This is a genomic window from Achromobacter sp. JD417 (assembly GCF_041879325.1).
Classification (GTDB): domain Bacteria; phylum Pseudomonadota; class Gammaproteobacteria; order Burkholderiales; family Burkholderiaceae_B; genus Achromobacter; species Achromobacter mucicolens.
The window spans coordinates 3,796,777-3,814,545 of sequence record NZ_CP087159.1 but is presented as its reverse complement, the minus strand read 5'-3'; the positions used below and the strand labels follow the sequence as shown (position 1 = coordinate 3,814,545).

The following is a 17,769-nucleotide window of genomic DNA, read 5'->3' as shown; positions in this document are numbered from 1 at the left end:
CACCCTTACGGAAATCTCCGCCATGCCCTTGTCCATGTACCAGGCGTCCGTGCCTGTCTTCATTCGCGGCCTGAACGTGCTGGCCGCGCTGCTCGAAAAGGCCGCCGCGCATGCGCAGGCCGCCGGCATCGACCCTGCCGATCTCGTGAACGCGCGGCTCGCGCCCGATATGTATCCGCTGTCGGGTCAGGTGCAGCGCGCCAGCGATGCCTCGAAGTTCGCGGCGCAGCGGTTGTCGCAAGGCGAAGCCCCGAAATTCGCCGACACCGAAAGCACACTTGAGCAATTGCAGCAGCGCGTGGCGGACACGATCGCGTATCTGCAAAGTGTGAAGCCCGAGCAGATTGACGGCGCCGAAGCGCGCCGGATCACGTTGAGCTTTGGCGACTTCAAGCCCGAGTTCCAGGGCGATGAATATCTGCTGACCTTCGCGCTGCCCAATTTCTATTTCCACGTGACCACCGCGTACGGCATCCTGCGCCAGGCAGGCGTGCCGATCGGCAAGCTGGACTTCCTGGGGCCGTATCCGCAACTGGCCCATTGATGGCGTGGGACGCGGCCCGTCGCGAGCCGCGTCTGCCTTGCAATTACTGCTTCGGTGGATCGCCGCAACCGTCCATCGGGCCCATCTTCGCCATGTTCTGCAGGATTTCGTCGGGCGTGAGGTCCTGGATGTGCGTGGCGATGGACCAGCGGTGGCCGAACGGGTCGACCACCTGGCCGTAGCGGTCGCCCCAGAACATATCGGCGGCGGGCATCGTGACCTGCGCGCCTGCTGCGACCGCCTGCTCGATCGCGGCATCCGCGTCGGTCACGTACAGGTGCAGCACGGCAGGGGTGCCCTTGAGCGCCTTCGGACCCAGGCTGCCCCATTCCGGAAAATCATCCATCAGCATGAGCACCGAATCGCCGATGCGGATGGCCGCATGCATGATCTTGCCGTTGGGGCCGGGAAGGCGCATCAGTTCCTCGGCATTGAAGGCTTTCTTGTAGAAGGCGAGGGCGTCGGACGCGCCTTCGCAGATGATGTGCGGCGTCAGCGTGTGCATGCCGTCGGGAATGGGCTTGGCTGCTTGGGTGGCCATGGTGGGTCTCCAGGGAGGTTGAACGGCGGCGCAGAAGTGCGCGGCCGCGTTGGCTAGTTGCCGACCAGCGTTGCAAAACCGCCCCAGCACATGCGCTTGACGTCGAATACGCCCTCGCAGCACATGTCCGCCAGGCGCGGGTCGGACATCACCTTGGCGTTGATGCTGTTGCGCGCTTCCTTGCTGGGATACAGGATCCAGGCGAAGACGACGACCTCGCCCTCGCGCGCGCCAGCGGCCGCGCTGAAGGACGCGAAACCTTCCCCGTCGATATCGTCGGCCACGCCTTCGCGGTAATCCAGCGCGCCGTGCTCGCGCCAGATGCCTTCGGCGTGCGTCGCCATTTTCTTGTAGGTCTCCAGGTTTGCCTTGGGTACGCACAGCAGGAAACCATCTATGTACTTGTCCATCGATCACTCCTCACGTCCGTGTTGTTCTGGTTTGGCCGGGCGTCCGCAATCCGTCCCGGCCGCCGTCCGGATTTCTGGGTCGGCAGGAGCCACTGTATCGGGATCCGCGCGGGTTTCAGATAGGCGATTGCGACAATCTTGCGGGTGGATTGCGTCAGCGTGCAGGCGTATGCTTGGCAACATGAAAAACGTCGCGTTCCTGCTGCCCAAGGGGGCCAATATTGCGTCCCTGGAAACCGCGCGCCACGGGTTCATGGTGGCCAACGAATATCTGCGCGCGCATGGCCGCGAGCCGCGTTTTCATGTGCGCACGCTGGCCCTCACGCGCGAGGTCAGCTTGGACGATGGACGCATCAAGGTACAGGCAGACATGGTGCTGGCCGACGCCACCGATATCGATATCTGCATCGCGCCGCCGCTGCTGGGATCGGTGTCGGACGCGGTGCTGTCCAACCGCGAACTGATCGAATGGCTGTCGCGCCACCACCGCGAGGGCGGCGAGGTAGCCAGCCTGTGCATGGGCGCGGCGCTGCTGGCCGCGGGCGGCGTCCTGGACGGACAGCAAGCGGTCGTGCATTGGGTGGCGCAAAACCTTTACGCCAGCCTCTTTCCCACGGTGCAGTGGACCAGCGATCGCGTCGTCATGGCGGAAAACGGGGTGTATACGAGCGGGGGCGCATTCTCGGCCGCGCACCTTGTGCTGCATCTGATCGAGAAATACACGGATCGCGACACCGCCATCTGGTGCGCCAAGTATTTTCAGCTGGACTGGAGCCGGCAAAGCCAACTGCCGTTTTCCGTCTTCATGGGACAGAAGTCGCACGCGGACGACATCGTGCGGGCGGTGCAGGAATACATCGAAGGCCGCTACCGCGAAAAGATCACCGTCGAGGAACTGGCCGGCCGCCACGCGCTTGGCCGCCGGACGCTGGAGCGGCGGTTCCGCCAGGCCACGGGCAACAGCATCGTCGAATACGTGCAGCGTGTGCGCGTCGAAGCCGCCAAGCAGCGTCTGGAAACGTCGCGCAAGAGCGTCGCCGAGGTGATGTACGAAGTCGGCTACAACGACACCAAGGCTTTTCGCGACATATTCAACAAGTACTGCGGCATGTCGCCCGTCGGGTACCGCGAGCGCTATCAATAGCGCCGGGGCGTTCAGCCCTGATACCGGTAGACGCGCGTGTCGCGCATCGCAAAGCCGGCCGACTCGTACAGATGGTGCGCGGACATGCGCCCTGGGCTGGACGTCAGGTCCAAGGTGCGGGCCTTCAGCTCGCGGCTCTTTGCGATGGCCGCACGCGTCAGCGCCATGCCGACCTTCAAGCCGCGCGCCTGTTCGTCCACCACCACGTCCTCGATCCACGCGCGGATGCCGGTGGGTACGCGAAAGTGCACAAGGGTGAGGGTGCCCACGATGCGCTGTTCGGGCGCCATCCTGGCGATGAACACGTGATTGCCCGGCGCGTGGATGATCTCGTCCAGATCCGCCTTCGACAGCGGCGCCGCGTTTGCGGACAACTGAGGCAACAGGCGTGCGAAGGCCTGCACCAGCGCGTCATTGGCCGTCGTCGCCAGCGAGACGGTCACGCTGTTTTCCAAGGGTTTCATCGGAAGCTCCCCAAAGCCTGCATGCGCCATATAAAGCGCCTGAATACTGCAGTACGTCAAGTTGATGTCAATAACGTTGCTGCTGCGCAGCATAAGTGCGTTGTCTTTGTTCAATCGCAAATTAATTAACGGATAAATATTTGCGAAATGTGACATCAAACCTAGACTGGGGTTCCCCCCCTGTTCGATGTTCCATGAAATTTCCGTGTGTTAACGCTGCACCTGATTGCATGGCAATGGCTGAAGATCGACACCCCTGCAAGAGACCCTCATGAAGACGCTTCGCATCCATTTCGGCAATCTCTCCATTGGCGCCCGGCTGAGCCTGGGCTTTGGCGCTGTGCTGGCCCTGCTGCTGGCCCTGACTGGCCTGTCGCACTACGAGTTGACGCGCATTGGCGGCATCAACCGCATGATCACTCAGGAAACCTGGGCGAAGGCCAACGCGATATCGGTGGTCGACGTGACAACGCGCGCCAACGCGCGCGCCAATCTGGAACTGATCGTCAACGCGGACCCGGCCGCGACGCAGCGGCTGTTCGAGCTGATCGAAGCCAACCGCAAGCGCATCGATGAGGCCCTGGCCACGATGCGGCCGTTGATGAAGACCGCGGACGCCGCCGCGCGGCTGCGCGCGCTGGAAGAAGCGCGCGGCCGTTACGTAAAGTCATTCCAGTCGGTTGGCGCCGTGCTCAAAGGCGGCGACCGCGAGGGCGCCCGCCAGCGGCTCTTGCAGGAGACGCTGCCCATCCTGGACAGCCTGCAGGATCACATCATTGCGCTTTCCCGGCAGCAGGCGGCCGAGATGGACGAAGCGGGAACCGCAAGCCAGGCGGTCATCGACGAGGCCGAGCGCCTGAACGCAGGCCTGTCGGCGCTGGCGCTGGCAGTGGGGGCCCTGCTGGCCTGGCGGGTCAGCCGTTCGATCACGCGTCCGCTCGCCCGGGCGGTCAAGGCTGCCGAGACGGTGGCAAGCGGCGACCTGGGCCAGCGTATCGAAGCCGGGTCCCGGGACGAGACCGGACGTCTGCTTCATGCCCTGCAAGACATGCAGGACAGGCTTGCGGGCGCGGTCCGCTCGATCCGGCAAGGATCGGAGACCATCTCCAGCGCGTCGGGCCAGATCGCCGCTGGCAATACGGACCTGTCCAGCCGCACCGAAGAGCAGGCCGCATCGCTGGAGGAAACCGCGGCCTCCATGGAAGAGCTGGCCTCCACCGTGAAGCAGACCGCCGACAACGCGCGCCAGGCCAACCAGCTTGCGGCCAGCGCATCGGAGATTGCGCTGCGCGGCGGCGCGGCGGTGTCCGCGGTGGTGGGCACCATGCAGGACATCTCGGCCAGTTCGCACAAGATTTCCGACATCGTGTCGGTGATCGACGGCATCGCTTTCCAGACCAACATCCTGGCGTTGAACGCGGCGGTCGAAGCGGCCCGCGCGGGCGAGCAGGGCAAGGGCTTTGCCGTTGTGGCCGGCGAGGTGCGCTCGCTGGCCCAGCGCAGCGCGCAGGCGGCGCGCGAGGTCAAGGCCTTGATCGAGGATTCCGCAGGCAAGGTCGGCGCGGGCGCCCGGCAGGCCGAAGGGGCGGGCGCAACCATGCAGGAGATTGTCACGGCGGTGCAGCGCGTCACCGACATCATGGGCGAGATCGCCGCCGCCTCGCACGAACAGGCCAGCGGTATCGATCAGGTGAACCGGGCCGTGGCGCAGATGGACGAAGTCACGCAACAGAACGCGGCGCTGGTCGAGGAAGCTGCTGCCGCCGCGGGGTCGATGCAGGATCAGGCGCGCGAGCTGGTGCGGGCGGTGGGCGTGTTCCGGTTGGCCGAAGACAGCGCGCGGCGCGGCCAGGATCCGGCGCCGGCACAAGCGCGCGGGGCGCTGATGCTGGCGTAGCCCGCTACTTGCCGCAGGCGGCCTGCAAAGCCTTCATTTGCGGGCTGCCTGGCGCAAAGCGCACGAATTGCACCTGGCTTTCGTCCAAGGTCTCGTCCTTGATGGCCGCCACCAGGTTGTCGCGCAGGTAGTAGGTGGTGGACGGCAGGAAACCGACCTGCGCCCGGCGGCAATCGAACAGCACGTCCGTGACCGCCCGGTCATAGCTTGCGCGTTGCTTGTCCCCGCCCGGGATCGTCTGGGCGGCGGTGTAGCGCATTTCCATCTTCCCCTTGGCGGTCCCCGAGGCCTGCCGCGTTTCCGGCAGGCCACCGATCCGAATGGACACGTTCGGGTGATCTGGCCGCGGCGGCACCTCGAACCATTGCTGCGCGTGGGCGGCCGAGCCGGCAAACAGCGCGGCCAGGACGGCCAGGGGCGTCAGGATCCGCAAACGAAGAAAGCCCGGGGTGGGGGCGGGGCGTGCGGAAACAGCAAACGGTGGGCGCATGGTCTGTCCGTGGACGCAATAAGGCGGGCGTTCAAATGTAGCAAAATGCGGTCTTGCCGCCGCACGATTTATCTCCAAGCCGCCGGCGCTTGCCAGGACACGCACTCACATGAATTCCTTCGAACACATCCGCGCGCAGTTCGCCCGGTTTGGCGAACTGCGCCCGCAGCCGCGCGAACAGTGGCAAGGCAGCCTTGAGCTGCCGCAGGCGGTGGCCGACTTCTACGAACAGGTGGGCCCGTGGGGCGCCACCCGTCACCAGAACGTGGGGCCGGTCGGCATCACGCTGTCCGAAACCAATATCAGCTTTGCACCCTTGCATAAGCTGTGGGACCGGCAGGCCGGCTATCGCTGGGATGCCGTGAGCGGAAAACGGGTCGACGATTGGCGGGACAACTGGCTGATGATCGCCGACCAGAACGCGGACCCCTTCATCCTGGATACGGGTACCGGCCAGATCCTCCATGCCCGGCACGGCGCGGGCGCCTGGGACGCCGGGATGGTGGCCCCCGACCTGCCGACGTTCGCCGCGGCCGCTGCCGCGGTGGGTCTTGTCTGCCTGGAGGCCGACGAAGATCTGCGCAACGATGACTGGGAGATCAAGCCCGAGCACCGGGCGCGTGCCCTGCAGGCGCTGACCGCCGTCCTTGGGGACGCGGACGAGGCCGAGGGCTTTCTGGATGTGCTCGAGTTTTAACGAAAGGATCAACGAATGACGGCTCTTGCCGAACTGGCCGATGACTGCGGCATTGCGCTGCCAGCAATGCTGCGTCAACTGATCGACGCCGGACACACCAGCTATGGCGACATCGCGGCATGGCGCGCGGATTGGAAGGGCAACACGCTCGCCGCCCGTCGGACATCGGCCATCTGGTCGAAGAGGGGTTCACGCCGGCCGAGGCCGTGGCCTGCGTCAGGGCGAACATCGGAATCCTGAAGGCATATCTGCCTCAGGCCATGCAGGCGGAATTGGACCGGCTGATGGCCGGGGCGCCGCCGGTGCCGACGGACGGGTCGACGGCGTGGATCGATGCAGCGTGCGCGGCGAGTCGTAGCGCCATCACCTGCGCGACTTTCTCCTTCAGGGAATTCCAGTCAATAGATGCGGCGCGGAACCCGTCGCCGCTCGCCGAAAGCGCGACGGCGAAACCCCCATGTGATCGCGAAAGAAGCGCGAAAAATTGCCGGGCGTGGAAAAGCCCAGGTCCATCGCCACCGAGGTCAGCGGCTGTTCCTGCTGGACCAGCCTGCGCACGGCTTCTTCCACACGCACCGCGCTCCAGAAGACCTGCGGCGTGGTGTTGAGCTGGTCCCGGAATAACGCGAAGAAATGGCCGCGCGATAGTCCCACCTTGCTGGCGATGTCTTCCACCGCAACCGGTTCGTGCACGTTGTCTCGCATGTACAGGATCGCGGTGCGAAGCCGCCGGTCCAGCGTCTGCGGTCGGGGCGCGGGGCCGGACGGGCGGCCCGCCTGGGAAGATGATTCGATTGCCGCATGCAGCAGCGCCTCGACTTCCGCGTCGATGTCGGCGCGCGGGTGGTCCTGCGGCGCGACGATCTTGTCGAGCAGGCTCCAACAGGTCTGGCGCACCGCCGGGTCGATGGGCACGCCTGGCGCGGTGAAATGGAATGGCCTGCCGGTGGCGGCGCGGCGCTCGTCCAGCCAGGGCTTGGCAATGTACAGGACAAGGAAGACGGCCGGACCAGAACGGTCGAGCAGGCGGGCATCATGGGACTCATAGGTGTTCGTGCCCAGCGCAAGCTGTTCGCTGTAGCGAACCAGTTTCGAGCCGACGTGCGCTTCGGCCCGGGCGCCACCCAGCCAAAGGGCCAGCTGCATTTCCGCGTGCGCATGCGCGATGAGGTCCCCGCGGAGCTCCAGCACGACCGCGCGGCCGAATGCGCCCTCGTGCAAGGCGTAAGTTTCCTGCATGCGTTGTCTCCCAATTTCTGATCGGGCGATGAGCGCGCTGACTCTCGCCGGTGCCCCTGTCCACCGAGGCCATTTGCGGGAATTTTATGGGCGCGATTTCAGGCATTGCCGGGCTCTAGGTGTATACACCTAGCACGCGATCTGACTCTGCGATAAGTTCCCGCACCGATCGATAAGCGCAGCCCCAGCCGCGCTCCTAAAGTCGTGACTGATGGCGACGCATCCACCCGCTCGCCGACTTTCAGAAGCACGAAGGAGACCGCGGTGCGCATTGCAAGTTTCTTGATGAATGGAGAGCCCGGCGTCGGGCTGGTGTCGGAGGACGGCGTGACGGTCGCGCCGCTGGCGCTGGACGACGCGGGCAGGCAGCTCGGCGCGCAGGCCGTGATTGATCACCTCGCGGCGGGCCGTCCGCTGCCCGCCACGCTGACACCGCTGCGCCTGTCGGACGTCGTCTTGCGGGCGCCGCTGCCCCGTCCGCGGCGCAACCTGTGGTGCGTCGGGCGCAACTATCACGCACACGCCAAGGAGTTGTCCGCGTCCGTCTTCAAGGACAACGACGCCAACCCGGCGGCCTGGCCCATCGTCTTCACCAAAGTGCCGGAATGCGTGGTGGGACCGCGGGCGCAAGTCCTGCTGCCGGTTGGCGTGTCCGCGCAGATCGACTACGAGGCCGAGCTGGGCGTGGTCATCGGCAAGACGGGCAAGAACATCGCGCGCGGCGAGGCCCTGGATCATGTCTTTGGCTACACCGTCATCAACGACGTCACCGCCCGGGACGTGCAGATGCGGCATCAGCAGTGGGACATGGGCAAGTCGTTCGACACCTTCTGTCCGATGGGGCCGTGGATCGTCACGGCCGATGCGTTCGATGGCGCAAGGACACGTGTGCGCTGCTGGGTGAACGGGGAGTTGCGGCAGGACGGGTCCACCGAGAACATGATCTTCGACATCCCGGCGTTGATCGAGACGATCTCGCGCGGCATCACGCTTTATCCGGGGGACGTGATCGCCACCGGGACGCCGGCAGGGGTCGGCATGGGCATGACGCCGCCCCGGTATCTGGCCGCGGGCGATGTGGTGCGGGTGGAGGTCGAGGGGTTGGGAAGCATCGAGAACGAATTCGTGGGAGCGCCGGCATGACTACACAAAACATCAAGGGCCTGTCGGTGGAAATCGACGGCGACGGCCCCGCGCTGCTGTGCATCCACGGGCTGGGCGGCTCGTCCAATACGTGGACGCCGCTGATGGCCGCCCTGACGGGCTTCCGTGTCATCCGCCCGGACCTGCCGGGCAGCGCCCGATCGCCACTGCCGGACGACACCCTGTCGATCGCGGGCTACGTCGACGCGCTGGCGCGCATGCTTGAAGAGCTGGATTGCGGCCCCGTGCATGTGTCGGCGCATTCGCTGGGGACCATCGTCGCGCAGCATCTTGCGCTTAAAGCCCCCGCACAGGTCCGCTCGCTGGCGCTTTTCGGCCCGCTTGCCGAGCCCCCCGAAGCGGGCCGGCCCGGCATCCGGGCGCGGGCGGCGCTGGCCCGCCAGGGCGCACCGGCCCTGCAGGAAATTGCCGACGCCATCGTCAAGGGCGCCACCAGCAGCCGCACCAAGGCGGAACAGCCCGCGGTGCTGGCGCTGGTCAGGGAGAGCGTGATGCGGCAGCCGCCCGAAGGGTATGCCCAAAGCTGCGAAGCGCTGGCCGACGCGCGCGCCGCGGATCTGGAACGGCTGGGCGTGCCGGTGCTGCTGGTGACGGGCGACGAGGACGGCGTCGCGCCGCCCGCGCACGTAAAAGCAATGGCCGCGCGCATCCCGGGCAGCCGCTGCACCGTCGTGCAAGGCTGCGGCCATTGGACGACGTTCGAGCAGCCCGGCGCCTGCATCGCCGCGTTCCAGGCGTTTCATGCGGATCTGCCGGGCTAACACCCGCCTGCCGGGCAGATCCGCGGCCCTCAACCCGCATCAGTACTTTTCATAAAAATTCCGGCCCCGCGCGGTCCGGGAGGAGACCACTCATGTCCAGAATTGCGATTACCAACGTTGTCATCTTTGATGGAAGCGGCGATGACGTCTTTGACGGCGAGTTGCTGATCGATGGCGGGCGCATCGCCGAGGTGGCGCGCCTGCCCGGCCGGGTCAATCGGGACGGCGCGCGCATGGTCGACGGCAAGGGTCGTTTCCTGATGCCAGGCATGACCGAAGCGCACACGCATTTCTCTTGGAACGACCAGCCCACGTTGGCCGCCATCCAGTTCATGCCGCCCGAGGAACATATCTTGTGGTGTGTGCGCGTGGCCAAGCGCTACCTGGAAATGGGCTGGACCTCCGCCATCGGCGCCGCGGCGGCCAAGCCGCGACTGGACGTGGTGCTGCGCAATGCAATCGAGGCCGGAGAGTGCCCGGGGCCCCGCTATCTTGCCGGCAGCCAGGAGATCACGACCATCGGCGCGCTGGGCGACAACACCCTGCCGCATATGCATTTCGAAGAGCTGAGCTTTGGCAGCGTCTGCAGCGGCCCGGAGGAAATCCGCCGTTCGGTCCGCACGTTCATCAAGTACGGCGTCGACCACCTGAAGATCAATCTGTCGGGCGAATACATCGCGGGCCTGCCGGCCGAGATGTCGCCCTTCGCGGAAGATGAAATCGCGATGCTGGCGTCCGAGGCCAAGCGTTACGGCAAGCGGATCGCAGCGCACGCCCGGTCCAGCGAGTCGGTCAAGCAATGCGTGCGACATGGCATCGAGATGGTCTATCACGCCAGCTTCGCGGACGACGAAGCGCTGGACATGCTGGAAGCCAACAAGGACAGGCACTTTGTCGCGCCCGGCATCGGCTGGCTGGTGCGCACGGCCTACCACGCGTCCGATTACGGGATCACGCCCGCGATCGCGGAAAGCATGGGCTACAAGCGCGAGCTGGAGATCGCCTCGGAAAGCCTGCGCAAGATGCACAAGCGCGGCATACGCATCCTGCCGGGCGGTGACTACGGCTTTGCGTGGATGCCGCATGGCACGAACGCCAACGACCTTCAATACTTCGTCGACTACATCGGCATGACGCCGGTCGAGGCCTTGGTGGCGGCCACGCGACTGGGCGGGCAGATCATGCAGCGGCCCGACGAGCTGGGCATGTTGCGTCCCGGCTACATGGCCGACGTCGTCATGGTGGACGGCAACCCGTTGGACGACCTGTCGCTGCTGGTGGATCCGGACCGGATCGTCCTGGTGATGAAGGACGGTAAGGTGTGCAAGGATACGTGCGCCGCGGCGCAGGACGGCACGGTGCACAGGGATGCGATCCAGCCGTCGCGTGCCGAGCCGGCCTTGGCCTGACGCGGGGCGCCAATGGCTGGCGTCCCGGTCGGCGGACCTGCCCGTCGGCCGCAGCAGGGGAAGGGCGCCTGATGGCAGGCGCGGCGCGGTACGATTCGGCATCGCCGCGCCGCCGGTCCCGCCGGACGGTCCGTCCCCTTCTTGAGAACGCTGCATGTTCACCCGTAGATATTTCTGCGCCAGCCTCCTTGCGGCTGGCTTTCTTGGCGCCCTGCCCAGTTCGGCTGTCGCGCGCTCCGAGCTGCCCTATATCGACAGCGTCGTGAACGAGGCGGCCCGCGCGGTCATCCGCCAGCACGACATCGCGGGCATGGTGATCGCGGTGACGCACCAAGGCCGCCAGCGTTTCTACACCTATGGCGTCGAATCATTGCAGACGCGGCGCGCCGTCAATCGGGACACGATCTTTGAAGTGGGCTCGATCAGCAAGACCTTCACCGTGACGCTTGCCGCGTATGCGCAGGCCAAGGGCTTGTTGCAGTTGACCGACAGTCCGGCGCGTTTTTTGCCCGAGCTGGCCGGCACTGAATTCGCCAAGCTGACCTTGTTGAACCTGGCGACGCACACGACGGGCGGTTTTCCGTTGCAGGTGCCTGACGAGGTCCGCGACAACGCCCAATTGATGCAATACCTGAAGGCCTGGAAGCCGGAGCATGCGCCCGGCACGTATCGCTCGTACGCCAATCCCAGCATTGGCATGCTGGGTGTCGTGGCGGCTGCAAGCCTGAAGCAGCCGTTTGCCCAGGCGATGGAAAAGGACCTCTTTCCGAAGCTGGGGCTGTCCAGCACGTTCATCGACGTGCCCGCCGCCAAGGCGTCGCGCTACGCGCAGGGCTACAACAAGCAGGGCGCGCCGGTGCGCGTGAATCCAGGCGTGCTGGCAGCCGAGGCCTATGGCGTGAAAACCAGCGCGCGCGACCTGCTGCGCTTCGTCGAGGCCAGCATGGACATGGACGTGCTGGACAAGGACATCCGCCGCGCCATCGCGGCCACCCACGTGGGGTATTACCAGGTGGGCGCAATGACGCAGGACATGGTGTGGGAGCAGTTCCCGTATCCCGTGCCGCTGGATTCGCTGCTGACGGCTAACGCCGGCACGCTGAACAGCCAGAGCCATCCGGCCCAGGCGCTGCAGCCGCCGCTGGCGCCGCAGGCCCAGACCTGGATCAACAAGACGGGGTCCACCAACGGCTTTGGGGCCTACGTGGCGTTTGTGCCCGCGCGCAAGCTCGGCATCGTCATTCTGGCCAACCGCAATTACCCGAACGACGCGCGCGTGCGTCTGGCGGCGGAAATCCTGGGGGCGGTGGACAAGCAGCCCTTGGCGCCCGCCGCCGCGCGTTGATGGCGCTGTCGTCGTTGATGCCGTAGTCGCTGTCGCTGGCGCGGCAAACCTGTTGCATGCAGGTCATGAACCGCGCATCGAATTCGATACGAATTACGACGCCTGATGTTCCCTGAGGCGGCCTCGCATATAGGGACACGGCCATTGGCCTGGAAACGGCGGAATGCGAACCTGTTTCAACATATCTCCGATCAATTCCGTCCCCAATAAATGGCCGGGTTTCTTGTCGGATAATGCACGTCGTTGCTCCACGCCGGACCTCTCATGCCACGCGCCACCCGCCGTATCGTTTTTCCCCTGTTCGCCACCCTGACCGCCGTCCTGGCCGGATGTTCTTCCCCCAAGCCCGTCTACGAGCGAGAGGACTTCGCGCAAAGCGACACCTACTCGCGCAGCGTGCCGGCGGCCAGCAGCGCCGCCTGCGACGCGGGCCGGCGCGCCTTGCTCAGCCAGGGGTACAACATCGACAAGTACGAACCGTCTCGCGTGACCGGCCACAAGAACTTCGAGGGCGAGGACGGGCAGCATACGCAGATCAGTTTCAACGTGGAGTGCGCGCCCGACGGCAGCTCGCACGAAGGCGCCACCGTGTTCGCCAATGCCGTGCAGGACCGCTATTCGATCAAGCGCACGGGCAACTCGGCCAGTGTGGGGGTCAGCGTGCTGGGCCAGGTCTCGATGCCGTTTGGCGGCAGCGACGACTCGCTGGTCAAGACGGCAAGCCAGACGGTGACGCGCCCCAAGTTCTATGACGGGTTCTTCCAGCTGTTGGAGCGATACCTGCCCGACGCCAAGGCGGCCGCCGCGCCGCGCGAGCCGTCCGCGCGGCCGAAGGGAGCCGCGTCAAAGCCGGCGGCTTCTCCCGCCACAGCCACGGCCCCGGCGCCGGCCGATCCGGTCGTGGCGCCGGATGCGCCGGCCGACACGCTGAACCCGGCCGCGGCCGGCGGCGACAAGCCGGCGCCCGCTACAGCGCCCGCCACGTCTGCGCCGGCGGCAAAGACGCCCGCCTCGGGGGACCCCGCCGCGGGATCGCCCGCCGCGGGATCGCCCGCCGCGGGATCGCCCGCCGCGGGATCGCCCGCCGCGGGATCGCCCGCCGCGGGATCGCCCGCCGCACAATCGCCTGCGGCCGCACCTGCCGCCACGGGCTCGCCCGCCGAAGGGGCGACTGCTCCCGCACCGGCTTCGCAAACCGGCAATTGACGCCGTTGCCGCCGGCGCATCCACCGCCGGCGCGTTTGCCGTAACGCAAACACTGCAGGCCCGCGGGCCGCATCGCGCTGGCCGCGAGCGGCGATAATGCCGCCCATGACATACCAACTCCTGAAAATGGCCCGTGTGGCGGCCGCCGTGGCGTGGCTGGTGGGCTCGCTCTTCGTGTCGCTTTTTCTCCTGACGTCGCAGCCCGAGCACGGCGACGACGCGCCCAAGGAACGCCGGATGCTCCACGTCCTGCGCCGCTGGACGCTGTTCGTCACCACGCCGGCCATGGTCATCACCTGGTTGATCGGACTGCACCTGGCCATGACGTTCGGCTGGTTTGCGATGAACTGGATCTGGATCAAGGTCGCCTTCGCGATCAGCCTGTCCGGTTTGCTCGGCATGCAGAGCGCCTCGCTGCGGCGCATGGCCGGCGGCAGCGGCAAGCGGCCGCCCCTGATCGACCTGCAGGCGCCGTTCATCGTGCTGGCGGCAGCGGCCATCGTGACGCTGGTCGTGGTCAAACCGTTCTGAACGGGCACATCTGACCGCCGGTCCGGCGCATGGCGGGGGCGCCATGCCTGCACTGCGATATGACAACGCGCCATATCGAATCAACCGCGTAATAACGACTCAACGAACAAGTCGTTCGCGCGCACAAGCCCCGTCCCTAGAATCGTCTCCTCTCATCACTGCACGGGTTCAGAGGCGATTCCATCATGACTATTCGTACTTTTGCGGCCGAGGCCGCGGCGGACGCGTCCGTTTCCGGCAGCGCGCAGCCCGCGCGTTTCGCATGGGCGCCGATCTTCAAGCGCTTGCTGGGTGCGGTGCTGGCGTCCGCCGCCATGTTTCACGGCCCCGCCTTCTCGGCCGACCCCAAGCCGCTCAAAGTGGGCGTGCGCGGGGGCGTGGACGAGCAGATCTGGGAAGTGGTGGCGCAGGTGGCCAAGAAAAATGGCCTGGCCGTCGAGCCCGTCGTCATCACCGGCACCGCCAGCCCGAACGAGGCGCTGAATAACGGCGATCTCGAGGCAAACGCCTTCCAGCACATTCCCTTCCTGAACGACCAGATCAAGCAGCGCGGCTACAAGCTGGTGCCGGTGGCCAACACGCTGATCTCGCCCATCGCGTTCTACAGCAAGAAGTACAAGTCGCTCAAGGATTTGCCGGACGGCGCGAAGGTGGGCATTCCCAACGATCCCAGCAATCAGACGCGCGCGCTGGTCATCCTGCGCGACCAGGGTCTCATCACGCTGAAAGACGGCTTTGATCCGGCGACTGGGACAGCCACGCTGGCCGACGTGACGTCCAATCCCAAGAAGCTCGATTTCGTGGAAAGCGCATCGGTGGTGCTGGCGCGCTCGCTGCCGGACGTGGACGCCGCCGCCATCGTCAACAGCTTTGCGTACCAGGCCGGGCTGATCGCCACGCGCGACGGCATCGCGGTCGAGAAGAAGGAAAACAACCCCTACGTGAACATCATCGTGGTGCGCGAGAAGGACAAGGACGCGCCGTGGGTGCCCGAGCTGGTCAAGGCGTATCACTCCGAAGCAGTGCGCCAGTTCATCCTGACGAAGTTCGAAGGGTCGGTGATCCCGGTCTTCTAGGCAATCATGCAACGCGAACTTTCCCTGCCCCAGGACGCCATGCGCGCCACGCAAGCGCCGGCGCGCGATGCGCACATCGTGTTCGAGGGCCTGCAGAAGCAGTATCAGGGCCCCGCGGGCCCGGTTGCGGCGCTATCTGACGTGTCGTTTTCGATCGCGCGCGGCGAGGTGTTCGGCATCATCGGCCGCAGCGGGGCGGGCAAGTCCACGCTGCTGCGGTCGATCAACATGCTGGAACGGCCCAGCGCGGGCCGCGTGTGCGTGGACGGCGTGGACGTGGGCAGCCTGGACGAGGATGCGCTGGTGGGCCTGCGCCGCCGCATCGGCATGATCTTCCAGCACTTCAATCTGCTGTCGGCCAAGACGGTGGCCGAAAACGTCGCGCTGCCGCTGCGCGTGGCGGGCGTGAAGCCGGCTGCCGCGCGGGCGCGGGTGGAGGCGCTGCTTGAGATGGTAGGCCTGCGGGACAAGGCCGATGTTTACCCGTCAAAGCTGTCCGGCGGACAGAAGCAGCGCGTGGGCATTGCGCGCGCGCTGGTCCACGAGCCCGAGATCCTGCTGTGCGACGAGGCGACGTCCGCGCTCGACCCCGAGACCACGCAATCCATCCTGGCTCTCCTTTTGGACATCAACCGCAAGCTGGGCCTGACCGTCGTGCTGATCACGCATGACATGGCCGTGATCCGCGAGGTCTGCCACAACGTGCTGGTGCTGGATGGCGGCCGCAAGGTCGAGCTGGGCGAGGTGTGGCGCGTGTTCGGCAACCCCCAGGCGGATGCCACGCGCGCGCTGCTGCGACCGTTGCAGCACGAGCTGCCGGCGGACCTGGCGGCACGGCTGGTGCCCGATCTGCACGGGCATCCTGGCGTTGCGGTGCTTCGGTTGCGCTTTACCGGCCAGGGCAGGCCCGACGGCGTGTCGCTGCAGGCGCTGGCTGCGATGGGGCCAGGCGCGACGCTGCTGCACGGCGGACTGGACCGGCTGCGCGGCCACGCGCAAGGCAGCCTGCTGGTGTCGGTGCCCGCGGGCGCATTACAGGAAGAGGCCGCGCGCGCCGCGCTGGTGGCCGATCAGATCAAGGTACTTGGCTATGTCGCTACCGATGCTTGATAAATACCTGCAGGCATTTCTGCAGACGCTGACGATGGTGAGCATTTCCGCGGCCATCGCCATAGGCGCCGGCCTGGCGCTGGCGGTGGTGCTGACCGTCACCGCGCCGGGCAGTCTGTACCCGCGTCCGCGCTTGAACAAGGCGTTGTCGGTCACGGTGAATACCTTCCGCGCCATCCCCTTCATCATCCTGCTGGTCGCGATGCTGCCCTTCACGCGCTTCCTGGTAGGCACGACGCTGGGCACGTGGGCGGCCATCGTGCCGCTGTCGGCGAACCTGATTCCGTTCTTTGCGCGCATTGCGCAGGTCAGCCTGAACGACGTGGACCACGGCCTGGTCGAGGCGGCGCGCGCCATGGGCTGCCGCCGGTGGCACATCGTGCGCCATGTGCTGCTGCCCGAAGCCTTGCCGGGCATCATCGGTGGCATGACGGTCAGCGTGATCGCCATGATCAACGCGTCTGCCATGGCGGGCGCCGTGGGCGCGGGCGGGTTGGGGGATCTGGCGATCCGCTACGGCTACGAACGTTACGAGACGCGGGTGATGTTCGAGGTGATCGTCATCCTGATCGCGCTGGTGTCGATCGTGCAGTTCACCGGCGAGTGGCTGTCGCGCCGCGCCGACCACAAACGCTAGCGCATGCGTGGCGTGATGGAAGGCTTATCCGGTTCAGCGCAGCGGCGCCTGCGGCATGGCCGCCAGGGATTGCGTCGCCAGCCGTTCCTGCTCGCGGGCCAGCCGGTTGACGGTGTCCTGGTGCTGGTGAAAGCGCGTCAGGTCGGCGTTGCGGCCGAACTTCAATTCGTTGCGGTCCGCGTACCAGAACTGACGGTTGTCATCGAGCAGCGTGATCATCAGCCCGAACTCGTGCAGGATCTGCGTTTCCAGGTCCCAGACGCGCCGCAGTTTCTCGTTGCTTGCCGCCCGCGAGTCCGTCAGCGCCTGCAGAATCTTTGCCTTTTCAGGTTCGGAGATGGTCAGCGAGCGCACCAGCGCGGGCATCTCGTTCAGCACGTCCAGGCTTTGCTGGCGGTAGGCGGGCACCAGCTTTTCGGCCTGTTCCAGAATCAGGCGGCTTTCGATCAGGCCCGAGTCGCGCGCCAGCCGGCCGGCGTCAAAGAGCCGGGGCAGGCCGATTTCCTTGAGTTCCTGCAGGTAGGCGCGATGCTGCGCAAGTCGTTCGCCGGCCACGGTTTTCATGGCCCGTTCCATTTCGCCGTACGGACCCGTGGCCTTGGGCGAGGGGTCGATGGCCGGCACGTCTTCGGGCACGCCGGAGCCGCCGCCGGCCTGCATGCGCAGCGCGTCGATGGCCTTGCGGATTTCGGTGTTGGCGATGTCGCGCTGGCGGTTGTCGTGGCTGCGTTCGGCAAGCGGCACGGCCACGGCGGCCAGCAGGAACACCCCCGCGCCCAGCATGATGCGCACGCGGTTGCGCGGCGTGCGAAAGCGTTTCCAGAGGGAAAAGACGCCCAGGACGACGAGCAGCAGGGCGCCCAGGAGCATGGCGCCGCCGAAGGCCAGTTGCGCAACCTCCAGCATCGTTTCCGGACGGCTGCTGTAGACGGTCCACGCCAGCATCGCGGAATAGACCAGACAGGTGGCGGCCTTCAGGAGCCAGCCGGGTTCGGGCGGAGCCGTGGCCAGAGCGGCCGGGCCGGCAGCCGTGGCGGGCGCTTGCGGGTCGTTCATGTGGCGCGTGAAAACGGGGATACGGCGTTTGACTGTAAAGACTCGCTT

The 17,769-nt window shown here is 66.2% G+C and carries 20 protein-coding genes; 14 read left to right on the top strand and 6 right to left on the bottom strand.

The genetic code is table 11. The annotated features are described in order from the left end of the window. Positions 1-22 precede the first annotated feature (22 nt). Positions 23-544: a DUF1993 family protein gene (locus LN047_RS17585; RefSeq protein ID WP_175234105.1), complete on the top strand. Its 522-nt coding sequence runs from the start codon at positions 23-25 to the stop codon at positions 542-544. 43 nt (positions 545-587) lie between these two features. On the opposite strand, the gene LN047_RS17580 is transcribed toward LN047_RS17585, so the two are convergent. Both LN047_RS17580 and LN047_RS17575 read right to left on the bottom strand, forming a co-directional pair. Beyond that, a complete protein-coding gene (locus LN047_RS17580; RefSeq protein WP_175234106.1) occupies positions 588-1,085 on the bottom strand; it encodes a VOC family protein in 498 nt (165 codons plus the stop codon). Positions 1,086-1,138: 53 nt separating this feature from the next. Further along, complete coding sequence (locus tag LN047_RS17575; RefSeq protein ID WP_056323968.1) at positions 1,139-1,495, bottom strand: DUF1428 domain-containing protein; 357 nt, start codon at positions 1,493-1,495, stop codon at positions 1,139-1,141. Between the two features lie 169 nt (positions 1,496-1,664). Here LN047_RS17575 and LN047_RS17570 point away from each other — a divergent pair, with 169 nt between their 5' ends. Beyond that, on the top strand, positions 1,665-2,639 hold the full coding sequence (locus LN047_RS17570) for a GlxA family transcriptional regulator (protein WP_056323970.1): 975 nt from the start codon (positions 1,665-1,667) through the stop codon (positions 2,637-2,639). 11 nt (positions 2,640-2,650) lie between these two features. Here LN047_RS17570 and LN047_RS17565 read toward each other — a convergent pair whose 3' ends face one another. Next, a complete protein-coding gene (locus LN047_RS17565) occupies positions 2,651-3,103 on the bottom strand; it encodes a GNAT family N-acetyltransferase (protein ID WP_128828600.1) in 453 nt (150 codons plus the stop codon). Positions 3,104-3,374: 271 nt separating this feature from the next. Here LN047_RS17565 and LN047_RS17560 point away from each other — a divergent pair, with 271 nt between their 5' ends. After that, entirely contained in the window at positions 3,375-5,000 is a 1,626-nt protein-coding gene (locus LN047_RS17560) for a methyl-accepting chemotaxis protein (protein ID WP_373979721.1), read from the top strand. Between the two features lie 4 nt (positions 5,001-5,004). Here LN047_RS17560 and LN047_RS17555 read toward each other — a convergent pair whose 3' ends face one another. Further along, complete coding sequence (locus tag LN047_RS17555) at positions 5,005-5,490, bottom strand: hypothetical protein (protein WP_373979720.1); 486 nt, start codon at positions 5,488-5,490, stop codon at positions 5,005-5,007. 109 nt (positions 5,491-5,599) lie between these two features. Between LN047_RS17555 and LN047_RS17550 the strand changes: the two genes are divergently transcribed. Both LN047_RS17550 and LN047_RS17545 read left to right on the top strand, forming a co-directional pair. Then, positions 5,600-6,187 carry a hypothetical protein gene (locus tag LN047_RS17550; RefSeq protein ID WP_373979719.1) on the top strand — a complete coding sequence of 196 codons (588 nt, stop codon included), beginning with the start codon at positions 5,600-5,602 and terminating at the stop codon, positions 6,185-6,187. Positions 6,188-6,202: 15 nt separating this feature from the next. Then, entirely contained in the window at positions 6,203-6,427 is a 225-nt protein-coding gene (locus LN047_RS17545) for a hypothetical protein (RefSeq protein ID WP_373979718.1), read from the top strand. A 144-nt stretch (positions 6,428-6,571) separates the two neighbouring features. On the opposite strand, the gene LN047_RS17540 is transcribed toward LN047_RS17545, so the two are convergent. After that, positions 6,572-7,426, bottom strand: a complete 855-nt coding sequence (locus tag LN047_RS17540) for a helix-turn-helix domain-containing protein (protein ID WP_152384892.1) — start codon at positions 7,424-7,426, stop codon at positions 6,572-6,574. 264 nt (positions 7,427-7,690) lie between these two features. Here LN047_RS17540 and LN047_RS17535 point away from each other — a divergent pair, with 264 nt between their 5' ends. The 9 genes from LN047_RS17535 to LN047_RS17495 all read left to right on the top strand — a co-directional run bounded on the left by LN047_RS17535 (position 7,691) and on the right by LN047_RS17495 (position 16,665). Next, positions 7,691-8,569, top strand: coding sequence for a fumarylacetoacetate hydrolase family protein (locus LN047_RS17535; protein ID WP_373979717.1), 879 nt, complete (start codon positions 7,691-7,693; stop codon positions 8,567-8,569). Beyond that, the gene (locus LN047_RS17530) at positions 8,566-9,351 is read left to right on the top strand and encodes an alpha/beta fold hydrolase (RefSeq protein WP_373979716.1); all 786 of its coding nucleotides are present in this window, start codon (positions 8,566-8,568) and stop codon (positions 9,349-9,351) included. Before LN047_RS17535 ends, LN047_RS17530 begins: the two co-directional genes overlap by 4 nt. A gap of 92 nt (positions 9,352-9,443) precedes the next feature. Further along, positions 9,444-10,760, top strand: coding sequence for an amidohydrolase family protein (locus LN047_RS17525; RefSeq protein ID WP_056323992.1), 1,317 nt, complete (start codon positions 9,444-9,446; stop codon positions 10,758-10,760). A 154-nt stretch (positions 10,761-10,914) separates the two neighbouring features. Then, a complete protein-coding gene (gene blaAMZ, locus LN047_RS17520; RefSeq protein ID WP_373979715.1) occupies positions 10,915-12,105 on the top strand; it encodes an AMZ family class C beta-lactamase in 1,191 nt (396 codons plus the stop codon). A gap of 264 nt (positions 12,106-12,369) precedes the next feature. Next, entirely contained in the window at positions 12,370-13,311 is a 942-nt protein-coding gene (locus LN047_RS17515; RefSeq protein WP_373979714.1) for a DUF2242 domain-containing protein, read from the top strand. A 105-nt stretch (positions 13,312-13,416) separates the two neighbouring features. Continuing rightward, complete coding sequence (locus LN047_RS17510; RefSeq protein ID WP_373979713.1) at positions 13,417-13,842, top strand: CopD family protein; 426 nt, start codon at positions 13,417-13,419, stop codon at positions 13,840-13,842. 314 nt (positions 13,843-14,156) lie between these two features. Then, the gene (locus tag LN047_RS17505; protein WP_373982150.1) at positions 14,157-14,918 is read left to right on the top strand and encodes a MetQ/NlpA family ABC transporter substrate-binding protein; all 762 of its coding nucleotides are present in this window, start codon (positions 14,157-14,159) and stop codon (positions 14,916-14,918) included. Between the two features lie 6 nt (positions 14,919-14,924). After that, the gene (locus LN047_RS17500) at positions 14,925-16,028 is read left to right on the top strand and encodes a methionine ABC transporter ATP-binding protein (protein ID WP_373979712.1); all 1,104 of its coding nucleotides are present in this window, start codon (positions 14,925-14,927) and stop codon (positions 16,026-16,028) included. Then, positions 16,009-16,665, top strand: a complete 657-nt coding sequence (locus tag LN047_RS17495; RefSeq protein WP_056324005.1) for a methionine ABC transporter permease — start codon at positions 16,009-16,011, stop codon at positions 16,663-16,665. The genes LN047_RS17500 and LN047_RS17495 overlap by 20 nt, the downstream gene beginning before the upstream one ends. Before the next feature lie 33 nt (positions 16,666-16,698). Here the strand turns inward: LN047_RS17495 and LN047_RS17490 are convergent, their stop codons facing one another. Further along, on the bottom strand, positions 16,699-17,721 hold the full coding sequence (locus tag LN047_RS17490; RefSeq protein ID WP_280003183.1) for a hypothetical protein: 1,023 nt from the start codon (positions 17,719-17,721) through the stop codon (positions 16,699-16,701). Between the last annotated feature and the right edge of the window lie 48 nt (positions 17,722-17,769).